The organism is Vibrio hippocampi, from assembly GCF_921292975.1.
GTDB lineage: Bacteria > Pseudomonadota > Gammaproteobacteria > Enterobacterales > Vibrionaceae > Vibrio > Vibrio hippocampi.
Map to the genome: position 1 here is coordinate 1,070,339 of NZ_CAKLCM010000002.1, position 17,668 is coordinate 1,088,006.

Genomic DNA, 17,668 nt, shown 5'->3' on the forward strand with positions numbered 1-17,668 from the left:
TGTTACTTATTGTTTTCGGAATTGCTGAGGCTCCAAACGTAAGCCGCTAGTAGCTGAACTTTTTCTTCGCCAAGGATGTCTTTCCATGCTGGCATAACACCTTGACGACCATTCATTACTGTCTCAGTGACATCTGCACGAGAGTCACCGTACAACCAGATATTATCAGTAAGATCCGGTGCACCTAACGCTGGGTTACCTTTACCATCGGTGCCGTGACACGCAGCACAGACAACAAATCGTTTTTTACCCGCAGCGGCTTCACGAACATTCACCTTACGACCCGATAGGCTGAGGACATAGCTAACCACTTCGTCAACACCATCGTCACCTAACACCTCTTTCCAAGCCGCCATTTGACCAACACGACCTTGCATAATGCTGGTCACGATTGCCTCTGGTTCACCACCATACAACCATGCCTGATCGGTTAGGTTAGGGAAGCCTTTCTGACCACGAGCATCGGAGCCGTGACATTGAGAGCAGTTCTGTAAGAATAAACGTTGACCTACTTTTAACGCCTCTTCATCGCCTGCAATCTCTTTGACAGGACGTAGGGAAGAGCCATCGTCAGTGGTAGCTAAACGCTTGAACGCCTCACCAAAGTATTGCTCTGCATCATCAAGTTCTTTGGCATACTGTATCAAACGCTTGTCTTGCTGAGCCTGAGCTATTGACGCTCTTGACTCCTCAATGGACGTAACGGTTTGATCAGAACTTTGCCAACCAAGCAAACCTTTGTAGTTGCCCAAACCAGGGTACAGAGCAAGATAGATAGCCGCAAAAATAAACGTACTGACAAATAAATAGCTCCACCATTTAGGTAGCGGGTTGTTGAGTTCACGAATACCATCGTATTCGTGTCCCATATCTTCACCTTCTTCAACACCCATTTTATCGCGTAGACACCATACCAGTACGGCTGCACAACCAAGCAAGGTACCTACAGTGATGACAATAATCCATAAACTCCAGAATGTAGTCATTACTTGGTTACTCCTTTCTCGTTTTTAGGTGATTCAGGTTCATCCGCGAACACTAGATTGGCTGCTTCTTCAAAGCGGGCTTTACGTCGCTTGCCATAAGCCCACCAAACGACACCGATAAAACTAACGAATAGCACTATGGTCCAGATGCTGTGTATTGTACCTATATCCATACGCCCTCCTTATTTCATCGCATGACCAAGAGATTGAAGATAAGCAATGATGGCATCCATCTCTGTCTTACCTTGTACCTCTTGTGAAGCGGAAGCGATCTGCTCATCCGTGTATGGCACACCAAATTGATTCTTAAACACTTCCAATTTTTTCTGTGTCAATTTGCCATCTAAACCATTTTCCTCCAACCAAGGGAAACCCGGCATATTAGACTCAGGAACCAATTGGCGAGGGTTGATTAAGTGAACACGATGCCATTCATCAGAATAACGACCACCAACACGAGCGAGGTCTGGACCGGTACGTTTTGAACCCCAAAGGAATGGGTGCTCCCAAACACTTTCACCGGCTACAGAATAGTGACCATATCGTTCGGTTTCAGAACGGAAAGGGCGAATCATCTGGCTATGGCAAACGTTACAGCCTTCACGGATATACACATCGCGACCTTCCATTTCCAACGCACTGTAAACGCGTAAATTTTGAACGGGTTCAGTCGTTTGCTTTTGGAAGATAAGCGGGGTTATCTCTACCAATGCACCTAAGCTGATTGCAAAGACAATCAGAATTGCCAATAAGCCAACATTACGTTCAACCACTTCATGGCGATTTTTTGAGTTTGAGCTCATAGTCAATCTCCTTAAGCCGGTTGAGGGATAGCTCTAAGGCTACCCTTTGCTGCAGTGATTGTTTTATAGGTGTTGTACGCCATCAAGAACATGCCCGATAAGAAGATAAAACCACCAATAAAACGTACTGTGTAGTAAGGATAAGACGCCTGCACCGACTCGACGAAGCTATATGTCAACGTACCGTCGGAGTTAACCGCTCGCCACATCAGTCCTTGCATAACACCGGAAATCCACATCGCAACGATATAAAGCACGGTACCAATCGTTGCCAACCAGAAGTGAGTGTTGATTAGACCGACCGAGTACATGCGCTCTTGACCAAATAGACGTGGTACTAAGTGATACACTGAGCCAATCGATACCATTGCAACCCAACCTAATGCACCCGAGTGTACGTGACCAATAGTCCAGTCGGTGTAGTGGGATAGGGCGTTTACGGTCTTAATTGACATCATCGGTCCTTCAAACGTCGACATGCCGTAGAACGAGAGTGAAACGATAAGGAATCTTAGGATTGGATCATAACGAAGCTTATGCCATGCACCTGATAACGTCATAATACCATTGATCATTCCTCCCCAAGATGGCGCAAACAGGACCAGCGACATTACCATACCAAGAGACTGAGTCCAGTCAGGCAGAGCTGTGTAATGTAAGTGGTGCGGACCCGCCCAAATGTAGAGGGAAACCAATGCCCAAAAGTGAACAATTGAAAGGCGATATGAGTAGACTGGACGTTCCGCTTGCTTAGGAACGAAGTAATACATCATACCTAAGAAACCCGCTGTCAAAAGGAAGCCGACCGCATTATGACCATACCACCATTGCACCATGGCATCGACAGCGCCAGAATAAACCGAATAGGATTTACCCATAGACACCGGAATTGCCATGCTGTTAACAATATGTAGAACAGCGACCGTGATGATAAAGGCACCAAAGAACCAGTTAGCCACATAAATGTGGGAGGTTTTTCGTTTTACTAAAGTGCCAAAGAATACCACGGCGTATGACACCCAGACCAAGGCGATGGCGATATCAATTGGCCATTCAAGCTCGGCGTACTCTTTCCCTGAAGTGTATCCCAAGGGAAGAGTAATAGCGGCGGCCAAAATAATGGCTTGCCAACCCCAGAACGTGAAGGCGACCAAAGGTCCACCAAATAGACGTGTTTGACAAGTACGTTGCACAACGTAGTAAGACGTTGCAAACAAGGCACTGGTGCCAAACGCAAAAATTACCGCGTTAGTATGCAGAGGACGTAAACGACTATACGTCAACCACGGCGTATCAAAGTTGAGCTGTGGCCAAACTAACTGAGCGGCAATCAAAACACCTACAGCCATGCCAACGATACCCCAAAGAATGGTCACTAAAGTGAATTGGCGTACGACGGTATAGTTGTAGACTTGTTCAAGCTGTTTTTCTTGGCTCATGAACATGCTTCCAATTTTCTAATTTACTAGACTTTACTTCCGACACGACACATGTCGTAATGCTACCCAAACACTGGCAGGTGACTAATTTTTAATCATAATGTTAGTCATCACCCAAGTTTTAACAAAAAGTAGCATTTTCAAGCAGCAATAATACTTCAATTAACAATTCAAGAACAGGGCGATAACCTTATCGCAGCTTGCGTTTTGACGATTTATTTCAAAAGTTTGAAGCCTGTTACATGGAGTCCACATCGCAATATGGCAGCACAAAAGTTAACAAAACAGAGGTTTATTCAAATAATGGCAATGATGGTGCTATTAGTGACAGCATTTATCTACAGGACCATGACGTTTGATAATCACGATAAAACACACACATGTACAAGCCACGAGGTTTGTGTTGTTAGCCTTGAGAAGACTAATCAAGAGGTAGCGTTGAGCTATCAAGCTGATAGTTCAACGCTGTTAGTGATCGCACCCAAATCACTGTCGGTTACAACAAATTCGGTTACAACAAATAGTGAAGAATCTTCCATCACGGCAGCAGAAGAATCACAATCCCGCGTCATCAATAACGTACGTTTACCAATAACAATCTTGTTTCATGCAAACGGTGAACTGCAAGCCAGCATAACCATAGCCGATCAATAACATGAGCGAACAATAGTGGCATTTGAGTCTGCTAATAATCAGTTAATTAATCGAAAGATTAATTAACTGATTATTAGGTATTTTATGGTAAATAGCATTTATGTTTAATTGGTCAGCGAAAGTGGATGGATTATGGATGATTGGGCACGTAAAGGCGGGTAGATTCAAGCTAATACGCCTTATATTTAACATAATATACATAATGCGCACTATGGTAGTGAGTCTTACGACAACGAATCGCTCTCGTTATTCTGACTTTAATGACGATGAATGTTGTTCTTTATCTGGCGTTGATTTTGTTTTTGACACGAATCTATGTCACCACGCAACTTGAATGGCAACTATTGATTCTCGTTTTGTCGTATAGCGATTTGCCTAGCTAACTGTCGAATATAAGCGGGAGTTGTCATATCTATCGGCTGCCGCTGTAACATAATAGGAACTGCTTTAGTCAATGCGTCTAGTTCTTCATAGTGAACCCCAATCACCCTTGCTGCTGTCATCAATCCATCAATAAACTGCTTTTTTTCTCTTTTTGTAGTGATATCGTCAGTTGTCATTGTGTGGTAGTCGATAAATGCTTGCTCGATCACCTCCATCAACTCATTACGTTGCGTATCCATCATCTCATCTCCGTTTTAGTGTTAAGAAACCGTGTAAAAGAAATTTCCATCATTTTCCCTTTGATCGATTGAATGAATTTAGTGCAACGAGTCATCGAATATATCTGCAAACACACCAGAGAACTTGGTAAAAAATTCGATCGCTTTCGTCATTCTAGTGACCTAGAGAGAGTTTACGTTTTGTAACTCATGTGTGGCTAATACAAACTCTGATGATTACTGATTACTGAATGACGATTCGCTTGATACTTGAGCACCGCTAACGAAAGGTCGATTAAAGGGACATCATACTATTAGCGTTACACTTTCCACATGCACTACAATTCATTATACAATTTAATCGCTCTTGAACTTTCGCAAAGATGATTGGATTTGCAGCGCATCTGACTAAGTCAAACTTCATTAAGTATACTCCCAGTTCATTCTCACTTCTTGAAGGGCGATAATAACGTACCACCTCCCCTCCAAATACGTTTGATGAGAATTCAACAACCGGCTTACTCATAACAAACACATACGCATAATCTTTTGTTTTTGATAATTTAAGTAGGTAGTAACACATAGCATATACAATCAGGTCAAAATATTGCGATGTGTTTGAAAAATACCCTAACTGAACCAAACAACTTCTCTTTATCATTTCTTTATCTAGAGTTGGAAAAGATTCAAAGTGTTGAAAGTGCTTGATATCTAATATTGCAGACCAATGCGCTAATACTGCACCAAGATGATTTTTGAGCAAAATAGCGTGATGTTGAATATACAATCCTTTCGAAAGCTCTCTCCTAAATTGATTTAGAGCCGAAATATTGGAATAAAAGCCATCAAAAATTTTCCGGTGTTGTACTTGATCATGTATGGCAAGCTCGAAGGTGACCTGTTTGCCCTGGTTATTATATGACAGTACATTCATTGAAGCGTCGAGACTTTGTTTGAAACTATCCAAATAATTGGCGTTCTTTTTCGTATTCTTTATGTCATTCAAATTAACATTAATAATGTAATCAGCTAAGTCTTGATTCAATACCTTTGCAATAAGTAACTGCTTATAAATTGGCGGAACTACTTTGTTCGTTGACCAGCGACTGAGTGTTATCTCATCAAGCCCACAAAACGTCTCGTAGTATGTTTGTTGCAACAATGCTATGACCTGTCTTCTATCCAAAGATATGTTTTTTAACCATGCTGATAATTGAGCACTAAACGTATTTTCCATTAATACCTCTTACTTACATCCGAACTATTTATCCAACCAAGTCTATTCTTCCTAATCGCTGAGCATGGCAGTATTGATAAAAATAATTTTCATTCCATCAACATCGCAAATTATAATTTTTTCCTATTTGCATTAGTATCAATCAAATTAAAAACTAATGTAGTCATTTTCTTATACTCTTGTAGGGAATAAATAAAACAACCACTTACCCCTAAAAATAATTTAGATTATCGACACTGGGACGTGATCTTAAGGTGCTTTAGTGCCTGATTATAGTGATGGATTGACATTACCCACCTATTGGAAAGAACCACAATCACCAGATATCGCTCATTTTTGCGATTTTATCTGTCAGCAGTAACTCACGTATATTTTCGCTTTTCCCGACGTACCATTCAGTAAGTCAACCATATTTTTAGTGTAGAGGTGAAGCTCTAGGGTATCTTGAGGATAGTTGAACAGCGTATTTAGGTTATCCAGCGGATAAGCGATAGAAATCTTCCGGACGAGTTTGGGCTCAAAACTCGTCTAACAGTCTCTAGGGACCTCGCTATCGTCAGTAATGATCGTCTTTAATCGAATTGAGTAAGGTATAAATAAAAACACCCCCAATAATTGGGGTCCAACTATTGGGGGTCAGTTCATTATAGACAGGTGTTTTTATTTAAAGATTTGATATGAGTATGGCAAATATTAGCGCGATTTTTTATTGCCCTTTGGCTTAAAGCCTTGGTGAGGAAATACATTGCGGATTTTTTGCTGGGTAGACTTGTCGAGCTGTTTAGAGAAAACCAATTTAGCGCCATTTCGGGTTTGATAGACTTTTAACATACCACTGGCTTTCGCTCTCTCAAGGATATCTTTTAAGTTATGATGAAAAGATGGCGGGATATGCCCTTTTATTTGGTTGATTTTTCCATCATGACACTTGACCACCAGTCTCGGTCTATCGACAGCCACCAACCAAATAATGATCGCTAAAGCAATAATAATCACATACAACATGACTTATTCTCCATTGGACTATTAAGATAACAACTTACTCAAATCTTCCTTCAAACTACTCACCGTTTTTGTTGCTTTTTCGCTACGGGAAGCTTCACTAAGCAGGTATTCGATCGCTTCAGAAAGAGTACAGCCTAGCTCATTGGCTCTATGAGACAGCTTTTCCCACACTCGAAAATCTAAGTCGATTGACTTCTTCTTGGTGTGAGTTTGTTCTGAGTTATAGTGGCGCTTGCGCTTTGCTCGTATCGCTTGCTTGAGTTTATTATCCAACTCAGGTGCCATATGTTGTTCGATCCAATCAACCACATGTGTTGTGTCATACTCGATCGACTTCAACAATGACACGGCATGATCAATTTCGCTCGTATCGATATAGCGAGTAATGTTTTCACCCTCACGCCACTTTTTATTTAAATACTGCCACTTCCAACCACATTCAAGGTTTTCAAGTTGTTGGTATTTCATCGATTTCTTATCCCTACTCCATTTAGAGTGACAGCGTAACCCAAGACAGCCAAAACCTCAATTAATCACGCAAGTTATTGAGAGCTATGTCTCTTGTGTCACGAGTGATACCACTAACGTTACACAGCAATTCCATGTATACTCCTTGCCAAATTTATACAAGTTAGTGACCCAATGAATCCAGTCTCTTGGCAAGATGTTTGCCCACAATATGAAGTGTTCAATACGACTCTTGATAGAGCCGCCGATATTCCTCCCCTTAGCTTCGAACAGCTACAACCTAGACTACTGAGTACGTTAGAATTTTTCTGTTCAGAGCATTGCCTCTCTAAAGTATTGGTAATTAAAGATGGGGATAATTTTGAATATCGCCAGATGATCGCTGACATTGTAAACCGACTGGGCAAAAAAACCGTAGTTTCTGTCGATAGCGATGCAGGGTTGTTATTTGACCGCTACCAAAAGACTGATGACGGTTTGGAATACGCGACTGGATTAATTCATCAAGCCGACCAAGGCGTTCTCGTCGCCGCCGCGCAAACCGCTTTGTCTTCACTCAATGTGTGGAACGACGTCAAAACCTTGTTGCTTGGTGGTGCATTGACCGCTCGACCGCTAAGTAAAAACCAAGTGAGTACTGCGGTTTCTACCTATCGTGCGGATTGTAAATTGATTATTGTCGGCGAGCGAGACCAACTGGCTGAGTTAGACTATGCCGATTCTGATTTCCGCAGCGGTTTTATGCAATACACAGAAATTGAGCAGGACTTTAAGCTGACGTCCTCCAACCTTGAGCAGTTCATTGGATTTATCAACGGTGTCACCACTAAACATTTTCCTGATATCACACTAGACCGTTCTGCTTATCTGCGCTTACTTCAAGCTGGTGCAAGACTTACCGAAGATAAGCAGTATTTGCCTCTCTCTATCGAGTGGCTGACCGCTTTATTAGGTGAAGCATCCCAATACCGCACTCAAGCAACGATCACCGCTGAGCATATTGAAACGGCTATTTGCGCTAAGAAACAAAGAGAAAGTTACCTGCCTCAACGTGCCATCGAGGACATTTTGGAAGGTCAGGTAGTGATTGAAACCAAAGGTAAGCAAGTCGGTCAAGTTAATGGTCTCACTGTCATTGAAATTCCTGGTCACCCCATCAGTTATGGAGAACCTGCCCGTATCTCTTGCGTGGTTCACTTTGGTGACGGCGACGTTTCTGATGTTGAGCGCAAAGTCGAGCTAGGTGGCAATATCCATGCTAAAGGCATGATGATCATGCAAGCGTTTGTGAGTGCAGAATTAAATCTCGATGCGCCATTACCCTATTCTGCTTCTATCGTATTTGAACAATCTTACTGTGAAGTGGATGGCGATAGTGCCTCGTTAGCTGAATTGTGCTCATTAGTGAGCGCCTTATCTGGATACCCTATCGACCAACAGATTGCAGTCACGGGTGCTGTCGATCAGTTTGGGCGAGTCCAAGCTGTAGGTGGTTTAAACGAAAAAGTTGAAGGTTTCTACAACGTATGTAAACACCAAGGCTTATCGGGCAAACAAGGTGTCATCTTACCGAAAACCAACATTCAACACTTGGCGTTAAGCACCGAAGTCGTCACAAGTATTCAAAAGGGTGAATTTCATATTTGGCCGGTTTCTCACGTGGATGAAGTCACCCCCTTATTGTTAGGCAAGCCATTTAACAATGAAGAAGACGCGTGCGTCATTAATAAGATCGCTGAGCGTATCGACCAATTTGAAAAACATCATCATTCCGAATCATGGTTCGATAAGATTAAAGCGCTATTATCTAGAGATTCGTGAGTTGACGTCACTAATTATTCATACCAATCGGTTATCATCAATGGTTTTATCATGCGCCTGTGTTGAATTGGCTAATGTTCCAATCAAGAGAATCCATTGGGTTGGTGGTTGTTAGTTGTAACAAAGCACAACTTAGATCGAAGTATTGTAAAAATAGCTGAATAATAGCAGGTTATCTTTGTGGTCGGAGTTGTCTAGCGTACACCTGTTCACTAAGATGCTCGTAGTAAAAATGGAGTAACTTAATAATGCAAAACAGACGTGAATCATACAGCCGCGAAGACCTTTTAGCGTCAAGTCGTGGAGAGCTATTTGGACCAGGCTACCCTCAACTACCAGCACCCAATATGCTGATGATGGACCGCGTGACTAAAATGTCACAAACCGAGGGTGACTTTGGCAAAGGTCTAGTCATAGCAGAACTGGATATTACGCCTGACTTGTGGTTTTTTGATTGTCACTTTATCGGTGATCCTGTGATGCCGGGCTGTCTTGGCTTGGATGCGATGTGGCAGTTAGTTGGATTTTACTTAGGTTGGATCGGTGGTGAAGGAAAAGGCCGAGCACTCGGTGTAGGTGAATTGAAGTTTACTGGTCAAGTTCTACCAACCGCTAAAAAAGTCACCTATGAGCTACACCTAAAGCGTGTTGTTAATCGCAAGCTGGTCATGGGTATTGCCGATGGACGTGTACTTGTCGATGGTAAAGAAATTTATGTCGCTAAAGATCTCAAAGTAGGCTTATTTACCGACACCACAAGCTTCTAGAACGTATTGATATAAAATCACATACCCAAGATAGCAAAAAGACCTCATTTCGAGGTCTTTTTTACTTCAATTTTGCTCCCGCCTATTTGAAGAGCCCCGCCTGTTTATCATCTCTAGCGTCACGCCAACCGCCTAGCCAATAAGATTTAGCATCCATCTGTTGATATGGACAAGCTTCCATAGAGCGACCATTCAACCCAGCTTTATAACCTTGTGATTGTGCTCGTTCTAGACGATCACGCTTTTGTCTCTTCATAGTGCGGTCCTCGCTGTACAAAGTTGGTTTCCCAACTTTCTATCATTAAAGATTTATGGAGTTTTTATTGCTCCTTAGTAATAATTGCTCAAACCGTTACGGAAAACAAGCGATAAAAAAGCCCAGAAAGTGTCTTAAACTCTCTGGGCTTTAAATCATCTATAGGTTATTTGTTACGACGTAACCCAAGCATTGTCATTAAAATCAGCAACATTGAACCGCCTAATGACCCACCTTCGCGTGAAATCGTGTCCGATTCTACCGCTCGTGTTTTGATATCTTCGGCTGTGCTTTCTGCGATCGGGATCAACTTAACCGATACGACTTTTTCTGTGATAGAACCAGAACCGCATAACGAGTTGTGAGCGGTTGTGTCATAACCGTTTTCACACTTGATCGCCGTTGCTGCAATTACGCCATCATCATTAATATCAGAAGCACTAATGATACGATATTGGTTGTTGCTTTCTAATGCGTCGCCACTATTGGTCAGATCATCTAAAAGCCAAGGCTGGTTATCAAAAATCGCCATACGGTCATCGACACTACCACCAGCGTCTGCATCATAAGGGTAGATAAACCCGCGTCTTCTACGCTGTTTACCCCCATCTTCACGAGATTGCTCAGCATCAACACTACCCACAATTTCATTGAAATTGTTTATCGCACCGATCTCGCCACCCACACCTCTAAAGAAAATACCGGAGTTACTGTTAATATCATCGAAGTATTTTGCCGATGCACTATAACCATCCGTATCATTGCCTTCGATTTCCGTCAAAAACATGCGGTTTGGCATCGCACCATTTTCAGGGTTATTCCCCCTACGCTTGGCAGCACCAACCACCACTAAGTTCTGGTTCACATCCGCCGCATAGGAATTGCTATAAACATAATCACCATCATCTTTAATGGTCGCTTTACTAATTCGAATTGGACTCCACGCCTGACCAGCATCGATATCGACACTGCCGGAAGCTACCTGCGGAATAAACACGGTGGCTTCCATAAATAGCTCATCATCATCGGCATAACTATTTAAACCCACCAATACTGGTTGATCTTGTAAGTCACTGATAGAATCCGCAGCGATTGCAGCACCTCGAACGCTGCCTTGCATCGCGCGTTCTTCAACGTTTCTGCTTGTCCCTCTGTTCCAAGCTGACGCTTCAATAGCATTAAGCGTATTGGTTGCAGAGTCAGTATCGCTTAGCTTCCAAACCGTCGCTTTACTAGCAAAGGCAAAGTTTTGACAATCGGCCAATGCCGCCGGATCAAGTACGTCACTGCCTACACAGTTATTTAGATCACCGGTCCAATCTTTGTCACTGTCACCATAATCAAACGGTCCCACTGATGCCGAACCTACAACATAGGTTTCGCCGTTATAGCTAAAGGAATCCCACGCCATGGAGCGACCCATTTGCTCGGTAATACGGATTTGATCCTCTGTCGCATTCTCATCGTTGGCAAGCGGCAACAACATCGTTGTAGTGCTAGCGGTGTCATCAAATAGATAACCACGTTGACGATAAGCTAAAGCGAGATTACCGCTATCGAGAGAATAATAACCCGAGCTTGTGGTACCAATGATAGCGCCATCAGCAGTCACGCTGTTAATCACCGTATTCTCTGAGTTACTATTTAACGTTGACGTACCGCCCGGAACATAAACCGACGATGGCGAAACCGCTAATTTATTACTACCGACAAACGCATGGGCGTTGGACAAATATTCTGTCGCCTCGAACGCATTTCGCTCGCGCTCTAACCCGCCAAAATCACTAAAGCTGTACCAAAGCTTATCTGCCCATGACTCACAGGTAGCGTAACCCAGTTGACCATCGCAATAGTCCTCATTACGCCCCCGCGAAGTATAATAAAAACGACTATCGTAATTAAATGGCACTTCTTGGCGATATGAATGCCCTTCTGAACCATTTAATGTGTCACCGTATAGAGTGAAATCTTGACATGACACGCCAGTTGCAAAACAGCCTAAATAGCTATCAGGATCGGTAATTGAACCTTCATCGACAGCTTCAAGCGCTGAGGCATAGAATTCCGTAAACTCAGCAGAATACACACCGTTCGCTTCAATGTCAGCGGATGGATCAACTTCTACAATGTTATACAATGCAGCGTTTGCTGATGTTGCAGCGAGAATACTCGCCGCAATAATTGATTTATTAAATACTTTACAACTCATCTAAATTAACTTTCCTGTTGCATCGCTTCGAGCTCTTCCCAGCGCTCAAAAGCAACGTCGAGTTCCTGCTCTTTTGCAGATAACTGTTCTAAAATTGGCTGAGTTTCTTGCGTCGATTTAGCAAAAAAATCAGGGTGATTCACGGCTTGCTGCAAATCTTCAATGTCTTGTTCCAATTGCTCTAACAGAGCAGGCAAAGCCTCAAGTTCTCTTTGCAGCTTATACGACAGCTTTTTAGGTTTAGAGTTCACACTCTGTGCCAGCTTTTGTGAAGACTCGGTCTTTTTAGCTGCCGGGACATCCGCGAGCATAGCTTGTCGTGCTTCCATGACTTGTGCACGTTGTTGTTGCGCATCATGATAACCGCCAACGAACTCTTCTATCACGCCATTCCCTTCAAAAATCCAGCTTGTGGTCACAGTATTATCAACAAACTGACGATCGTGACTCACTAATAGCAGAGTTCCTTGGTATGTCGCCAACAATTCTTCTAAAAGCTCAAGGGTCTCTATATCCAAATCATTGGTTGGCTCATCGAGAACCAACAGATTGTTAGACTTTAAAAATAGTCGAGCTAACAACAAACGGTTCTTCTCACCACCAGATAGTGCTTTAACGGGTGTGCGTGCTCGTTTTGGTGCAAATAGAAAGTCTTGCAAGTAGCTCAAGGCGTGACGCTGTCTGCCACCGACCATCACCTCTTGCTTACCATCCGCTAGGTTATCGATAACACTCTTTTCAGGGTCAAGAGCCTCTCGATATTGGTCGAAGTAAGCAACATCAAGCTTGGTACCACACTTGATACTTCCTTCTGTTGGTTTGAGTTCCTCAAGCAACAGCTTAATAAGGGTACTTTTACCACATCCATTAGGACCGATCAGTGCAATACGGTCTCCGCGCTGAATGGTAGCATTGAACTTAGAAACAATATTTTTACCGTCTATTGTGTAAGACAAATCATTTGTCTCAAAAACAATTTTTCCAGAACGTGAGGTGTCATCGAGTTGCAAGTTCACTTTGCCTTGAACCTCGCGACGACCCTGTCTCTCTTCACGAAGCTTTTTCAGAGCTCTAACGCGCCCTTCATTACGAGTACGACGTGCTTTGATACCTTGACGAATCCAGACTTCCTCTTGCGCTAACTTCTTGTCGAACTCGGCATTTTGCATCTCTTCAACACGTAACGCCTCTTCTTTCTCTATCAAATAGGTCTCATAATTACCCGGGAACGAAACCAACTGACCACGGTCGAGATCGACAATACGCGTTGCCATAGAACGAATAAATGCACGGTCGTGAGAAATAAAAATAATTGAACCACGGAAGTCTTTCAGAAATGTTTCCAGCCACTCAATGGTCGCAACATCCAAATGGTTGGTTGGCTCATCCAACAACAACACATCAGGATCACACACTAAGGCGCGAGCAAGCGCTGCTTTACGCTGCCAACCACCCGAAAGGTCGGTGAGTAAAGTATTACCATCAAGCTTCAGTGCCGCTAGAATATTTTTCACACGGTCTTCAAAGCGCCATGCCCCTGATACTTCGAGGTTCTCTTGTATTTTTGCTAAGCGATTGATGTTAGATTCACTCGGATCAGTCGCAACCAAATCCAATTGAGCATGATAAGTCTTTAGCTGCTCACCAATCTCAGCAAGCCCTTCAGCCACATAATCTGCAACAGAGCCCTGTTGATCACGAGGCGGGTCTTGTTCTAGGCGCGATACAACGACATCTTGCGTAATCTGCAATTTGCCATCGTCCATAATGATATTGCCAGCTAACACCTTCATTAAGGTTGATTTGCCAGCACCATTGCGACCCACTAAACACACTCTTTCATTTTCTTGCAGTGCAAAATCGGCTTTGTCGAGTAAAGGATGATCGCCAAAAGCCAATTGCCCATTATGTATGGTAAGTAATGCCATTATCAGATAACCATTGTGTTAACGAGGTAAGGTCGAAAGGCCAGTTGAGTTCAGCCTGTTCGACTTTTAATACAGGTATAGTGACGCCGTAACGCTCAAATAGCGTATCATCAAATGCAATATCAACCACTTGAGTTGCATCCGATAAACCGATTTGCGCCACCAACTCTAGCGCCATCTCACAGAGATGGCAGCCTTGCGTACTATATAAAGTAAGTAGTTTACTCATCAATCAGTCTTTATGAGTGATTAACCAGCAGTTATGGATCTGCTTATTGCGACTGAAATCCATAGGCAGCGTTTTAGCAGAAATATTTTCCGCATTGAGATTCAACTCTGCCAGTGCTTCCGCATCCATCTTAAAGTGGCGTTTGTTGTTGGAGAACACTATCGTTCCTTTCTGATTCAACAGACGCTTGAGATGAGTAATTAACTGAATGTGATCGCGCTGGACATCAAAAGTCTGACTCATACGCTTAGAGTTAGAAAACGTTGGTGGGTCAATAAAGATCAGGTCATAGCTGCCTTTGGCATTCTCAAGCCATTTTAAACAATCTTCTTGAACAAACTGATGCTGACGCCCTACTTGACCATTCAATTTCATATTGTCTTTAGCCCACTCTAGGTAGGTATTTGACATATCGACCGTCGTTGTAGACTTAGCGCCACCAACCGCAGCGTGTACAGTTGCCGAACCGGTGTAAGCGAACAGATTCAAGAAATCTTTGCCCTGTGCCATTTCACCTAATTTTCGGCGCGTGATTTTGTGGTCTAAAAATAACCCAGTGTCTAGGTAATCATGTAAATTAACCCGTAGTTTGACACCATATTCATTCACCGAGAATGTAGAAGACTTACTCGCCAATTTATTATATTGACTGGTGCCTTTTTTCTTTTCTCTGACTTTCAGAACCACATTATTCGTGTCGATGCCAGTCACTTGAATTGAAGCGCGAATAATATCAGTTAATCGACGCTTGGCTTTCTCTTCTGGAATATCTTTAGGCGCTGAATATTCTTGAATCACTAAATGGTCCAGATAAATATCAATCGCAACGTTATATTCTGGTAAGTCGGCATCGTAGATACGGTAGCAATCTAATTGCTCGCGTTTTGCCCACTTTGTAATTTTCGCTATATTTTTCTTTAATCTATTCGCAAAGTCTGGGGCAATAAGTGGTTGCTCATTTGTTTGAGAAGCATCACCACTACGCTCAGATATTGAATAGTTTTTTTGGTGACACGGTAACGCGCCATTGTTGAGCTTGAATTGCTTCTCAGCACGCATGCGTAAACAACTCAATAAATCATCAGAACTTGAGAAAATCGACGCCTTGCAGCCACCAAACTGGCTCTTTAACTGCTCACCGAACTCTGTATATAGAGCGATTAAACCTGGCTCTGTCCCTAAACGTTCGCCGTATGGAGGGTTACAGACGATAACACCCTGACCAAACGTATCAGGTTTTATCACTTTTGAGGCATCGCCCACTTCAAAAGTAATTAACTCTTCAACACCGGCACGACGCGCATTCTCTCGCGCCGTTTGAATGACTCTAGGGTCATTATCAAAGCCCCAAAAACGAGCGTCAACTTTTTTGACACCACGTCTAGCCTGTACATTAGCTTCCGATTTTATCTCAGCCCATAGCTCTGGCTCAAAGTCTTCTAAAGACTCAAAACACCATGACTGACGCTTTACACCGGGAGCCATATTGGCTGCAATCAAAGCCGCTTCAATCAGTAAAGTGCCTGAACCACACATAGGATCAAGTAAGTTCTGTTCTTTGTCCCATCCACTGCGCGAGATAATGGCTGCGGCTAGTGTTTCACGCAGCGGTGCTTTACCAGCAGCGGTTCGATAGCCACGCTGATGAAGACCAGTGCCCACCATATCAAGACCTAATAGTGCTTTGTCACGGTGTAGACGTACATGCACTCTAACATCGGCGTTCTCTTTGCTGATATTAGGGCGTGGCTGACCTTTCTTGTTAAAGCTATCGACGATGGCGTCTTTGACCTTCATCGCCCCGTATTGGCTGTTACGGATTTCACGGTTAGTACCATTAAAATCAACAATAAAGTTCTTACTGCTATGAAAATGATTCGCCCAATTAACGGCGGAAGCTGCCAAATACAAATCCATATCATCCTGACAAGTAAACTCCGCCAAGATACGCACAAAACGAGAAGCGTATCGACTCCACAGGCAAGCGCGGTAGATCAGCTCTTTGGTCGCTTTAAATTTAACGCCAGCTTGCACAGGCTTGACGGATGTCATACCCAACTGCTCTAACTCTTGAGCAAGCAGGTTTTCTAACCCATTGGAAGTGACGGCAAGATATTGGTTCATATTGTTCATCTAGCTAGTAAAAATGACGTCAAGTATACCTGACAAACGGCTAACTCTCTAAATAAACCTGAGGATAGTTCGCCAATGTTGGCTCTGTTTGTACAAGGTTTAGTCATATTGACGTTTATTACTTAGTTACACGCCATTTCAAGACTCCCTACCTGGCAACGACAAAGCAATGGGCTACAGAATGATAGTGAATACTTATTTACATCAATATTGGTCTATACCAGCACCCTATTTATCATGAAAGTTAATTACAAAAACAGCAAAAGGAGGAATAAATGGACGCATTTACGACAATGGAAGTGACTATTGAGATTGAAAAAATATCCAAAAATGAGAGGAGTCTGCCATTAAGGTAACGAAAAATCGCGGCGAACAGTCTCTATGAGAGTGCACTTTGCTATGGCAACGACGGTTCTGAATGGTAACAGGCTAAATAACAGGCAAAAAAAATCGGCCTATTGGCCGATGAAAATGACTACGAGATTAATTATTATTGGTTTGTCACTGCTTTTTCTTAGAGGTTTACCCTCTCTATTTACCCTAACCCACTAAGGCTATAGGCTGTTGTAATTCAATATGATGTGAGGCTGATGCCATACGATCGTGCATCACCTTAATGCTTTGACCAAAGCCGACCACTTTTGATGGATTAAGCTGAAACCCATCAAGATCGACACTGACACATAAACTGGCGCTCTCACCGACTTCTAGCACAATGAAATGGCCATTTGAGTAGCCATTAACCAAGCTTACAAGCTCACCTTCTTGCGGTTCGTGACCTTGACCTTGATGGTCAAAGAACCAACTTTTAGGCTGTACGGGCTTGTGAAAGCGCTTAGCGGCAACACAATACAAAGTGAGCTCTGCTTGTCGAGGCTCAGAAAGGTCTAAATGGTCAATCTGGTCTTTAAATATTTGGAAGGATGACGCATCGTCAACGGTGAAGTTGTTTTCACCAAGGGCACATTCAACCAGTAATTTACGAGAAAGGTTGGTTTTGAAGACCATATCGTCTCCCAAATCCAGCATAAGAGCATCTTCACTCTCATCCATATACCAAATCCATGTATCACTGGGTTTAAGCATAATTCCATCTCGTTAAAATAAATGATTAATTGATCGACTCATGAA

Annotated in this window: 17 protein-coding genes; 3 read left to right on the top strand and 14 right to left on the bottom strand. The window is 42.9% G+C overall.

Annotation, left to right across the window (positions count from 1 at the left end; all coding sequences use genetic code 11):
- Nucleotides 1-2: 2 nt before the first annotated feature.
- The 4 genes from ccoP to ccoN are packed head-to-tail and all read right to left on the bottom strand — an operon-like array spanning nucleotide 3 to nucleotide 3,228.
- Nucleotides 3-986, bottom strand: a complete 984-nt coding sequence (ccoP, locus tag L9Q39_RS07240) for a cytochrome-c oxidase, cbb3-type subunit III (protein WP_237484424.1) — start codon at nucleotides 984-986, stop codon at nucleotides 3-5.
- A complete protein-coding gene (locus tag L9Q39_RS07245) occupies nucleotides 986-1,159 on the bottom strand; it encodes a cbb3-type cytochrome oxidase subunit 3 (RefSeq protein WP_237484425.1) in 174 nt (57 codons plus the stop codon). Before L9Q39_RS07245 ends, ccoP begins: the two co-directional genes overlap by 1 nt.
- A 9-nt stretch (nucleotides 1,160-1,168) precedes the next feature.
- A complete protein-coding gene (gene ccoO, locus L9Q39_RS07250; protein WP_237484426.1) occupies nucleotides 1,169-1,789 on the bottom strand; it encodes a cytochrome-c oxidase, cbb3-type subunit II in 621 nt (206 codons plus the stop codon).
- An 11-nt stretch (nucleotides 1,790-1,800) separates the two neighbouring features.
- Entirely contained in the window at nucleotides 1,801-3,228 is a 1,428-nt protein-coding gene (gene ccoN, locus L9Q39_RS07255; protein ID WP_237484427.1) for a cytochrome-c oxidase, cbb3-type subunit I, read from the bottom strand.
- Between the two features lie 261 nt (nucleotides 3,229-3,489).
- On the opposite strand from ccoN, the gene L9Q39_RS07260 reads away from it, so the two are divergent.
- Nucleotides 3,490-3,882 (top strand): hypothetical protein, encoded by a 393-nt coding sequence (locus L9Q39_RS07260; protein WP_237484428.1) that lies wholly within the window; start codon nucleotides 3,490-3,492, stop codon nucleotides 3,880-3,882.
- A 341-nt stretch (nucleotides 3,883-4,223) separates the two neighbouring features.
- Here L9Q39_RS07260 and L9Q39_RS07265 read toward each other — a convergent pair whose 3' ends face one another.
- The 4 genes from L9Q39_RS07265 to matP all read right to left on the bottom strand — a co-directional run bounded on the left by L9Q39_RS07265 (nucleotide 4,224) and on the right by matP (nucleotide 7,194).
- Nucleotides 4,224-4,508, bottom strand: a complete 285-nt coding sequence (locus L9Q39_RS07265; RefSeq protein ID WP_237484429.1) for a hypothetical protein — start codon at nucleotides 4,506-4,508, stop codon at nucleotides 4,224-4,226.
- Nucleotides 4,509-4,779: 271 nt separating this feature from the next.
- On the bottom strand, nucleotides 4,780-5,721 hold the full coding sequence (locus L9Q39_RS07270) for an XRE family transcriptional regulator (RefSeq protein ID WP_237484430.1): 942 nt from the start codon (nucleotides 5,719-5,721) through the stop codon (nucleotides 4,780-4,782).
- 693 nt (nucleotides 5,722-6,414) lie between these two features.
- A complete protein-coding gene (locus L9Q39_RS07275; RefSeq protein WP_237484431.1) occupies nucleotides 6,415-6,726 on the bottom strand; it encodes a DUF3634 family protein in 312 nt (103 codons plus the stop codon).
- A gap of 21 nt (nucleotides 6,727-6,747) precedes the next feature.
- A complete protein-coding gene (gene matP / locus L9Q39_RS07280) occupies nucleotides 6,748-7,194 on the bottom strand; it encodes a macrodomain Ter protein MatP (protein WP_237484432.1) in 447 nt (148 codons plus the stop codon).
- Nucleotides 7,195-7,368: 174 nt separating this feature from the next.
- Here matP and L9Q39_RS07285 point away from each other — a divergent pair, with 174 nt between their 5' ends.
- Together L9Q39_RS07285 and fabA are read left to right on the top strand one after the other, a co-directional pair.
- Entirely contained in the window at nucleotides 7,369-9,015 is a 1,647-nt protein-coding gene (locus tag L9Q39_RS07285) for a S16 family serine protease (protein WP_237484433.1), read from the top strand.
- A 248-nt stretch (nucleotides 9,016-9,263) separates the two neighbouring features.
- Complete coding sequence (gene fabA / locus L9Q39_RS07290; protein WP_237484434.1) at nucleotides 9,264-9,782, top strand: bifunctional 3-hydroxydecanoyl-ACP dehydratase/trans-2-decenoyl-ACP isomerase; 519 nt, start codon at nucleotides 9,264-9,266, stop codon at nucleotides 9,780-9,782.
- Nucleotides 9,783-9,864: 82 nt separating this feature from the next.
- On the opposite strand, the gene rmf is transcribed toward fabA, so the two are convergent.
- The 6 genes from rmf to L9Q39_RS07320 all read right to left on the bottom strand — a co-directional run bounded on the left by rmf (nucleotide 9,865) and on the right by L9Q39_RS07320 (nucleotide 17,626).
- Nucleotides 9,865-10,038 (bottom strand): ribosome modulation factor, encoded by a 174-nt coding sequence (gene rmf, locus L9Q39_RS07295; protein ID WP_237484435.1) that lies wholly within the window; start codon nucleotides 10,036-10,038, stop codon nucleotides 9,865-9,867.
- A 166-nt stretch (nucleotides 10,039-10,204) separates the two neighbouring features.
- On the bottom strand, nucleotides 10,205-12,247 hold the full coding sequence (locus tag L9Q39_RS07300) for a DUF3466 family protein (protein WP_237484436.1): 2,043 nt from the start codon (nucleotides 12,245-12,247) through the stop codon (nucleotides 10,205-10,207).
- Between the two features lie 5 nt (nucleotides 12,248-12,252).
- A complete protein-coding gene (locus L9Q39_RS07305) occupies nucleotides 12,253-14,175 on the bottom strand; it encodes an ABC transporter ATP-binding protein (protein WP_237484437.1) in 1,923 nt (640 codons plus the stop codon).
- Entirely contained in the window at nucleotides 14,153-14,404 is a 252-nt protein-coding gene (locus L9Q39_RS07310; RefSeq protein WP_237484438.1) for a glutaredoxin family protein, read from the bottom strand. The genes L9Q39_RS07305 and L9Q39_RS07310 overlap by 23 nt, the downstream gene beginning before the upstream one ends.
- 3 nt (nucleotides 14,405-14,407) lie before the next feature.
- On the bottom strand, nucleotides 14,408-16,528 hold the full coding sequence (gene rlmKL / locus L9Q39_RS07315; RefSeq protein WP_237484439.1) for a bifunctional 23S rRNA (guanine(2069)-N(7))-methyltransferase RlmK/23S rRNA (guanine(2445)-N(2))-methyltransferase RlmL: 2,121 nt from the start codon (nucleotides 16,526-16,528) through the stop codon (nucleotides 14,408-14,410).
- A 549-nt stretch (nucleotides 16,529-17,077) separates the two neighbouring features.
- The gene (locus tag L9Q39_RS07320; protein WP_237485529.1) at nucleotides 17,078-17,626 is read right to left on the bottom strand and encodes a cell division protein ZapC; all 549 of its coding nucleotides are present in this window, start codon (nucleotides 17,624-17,626) and stop codon (nucleotides 17,078-17,080) included.
- Between the last annotated feature and the right edge of the window lie 42 nt (nucleotides 17,627-17,668).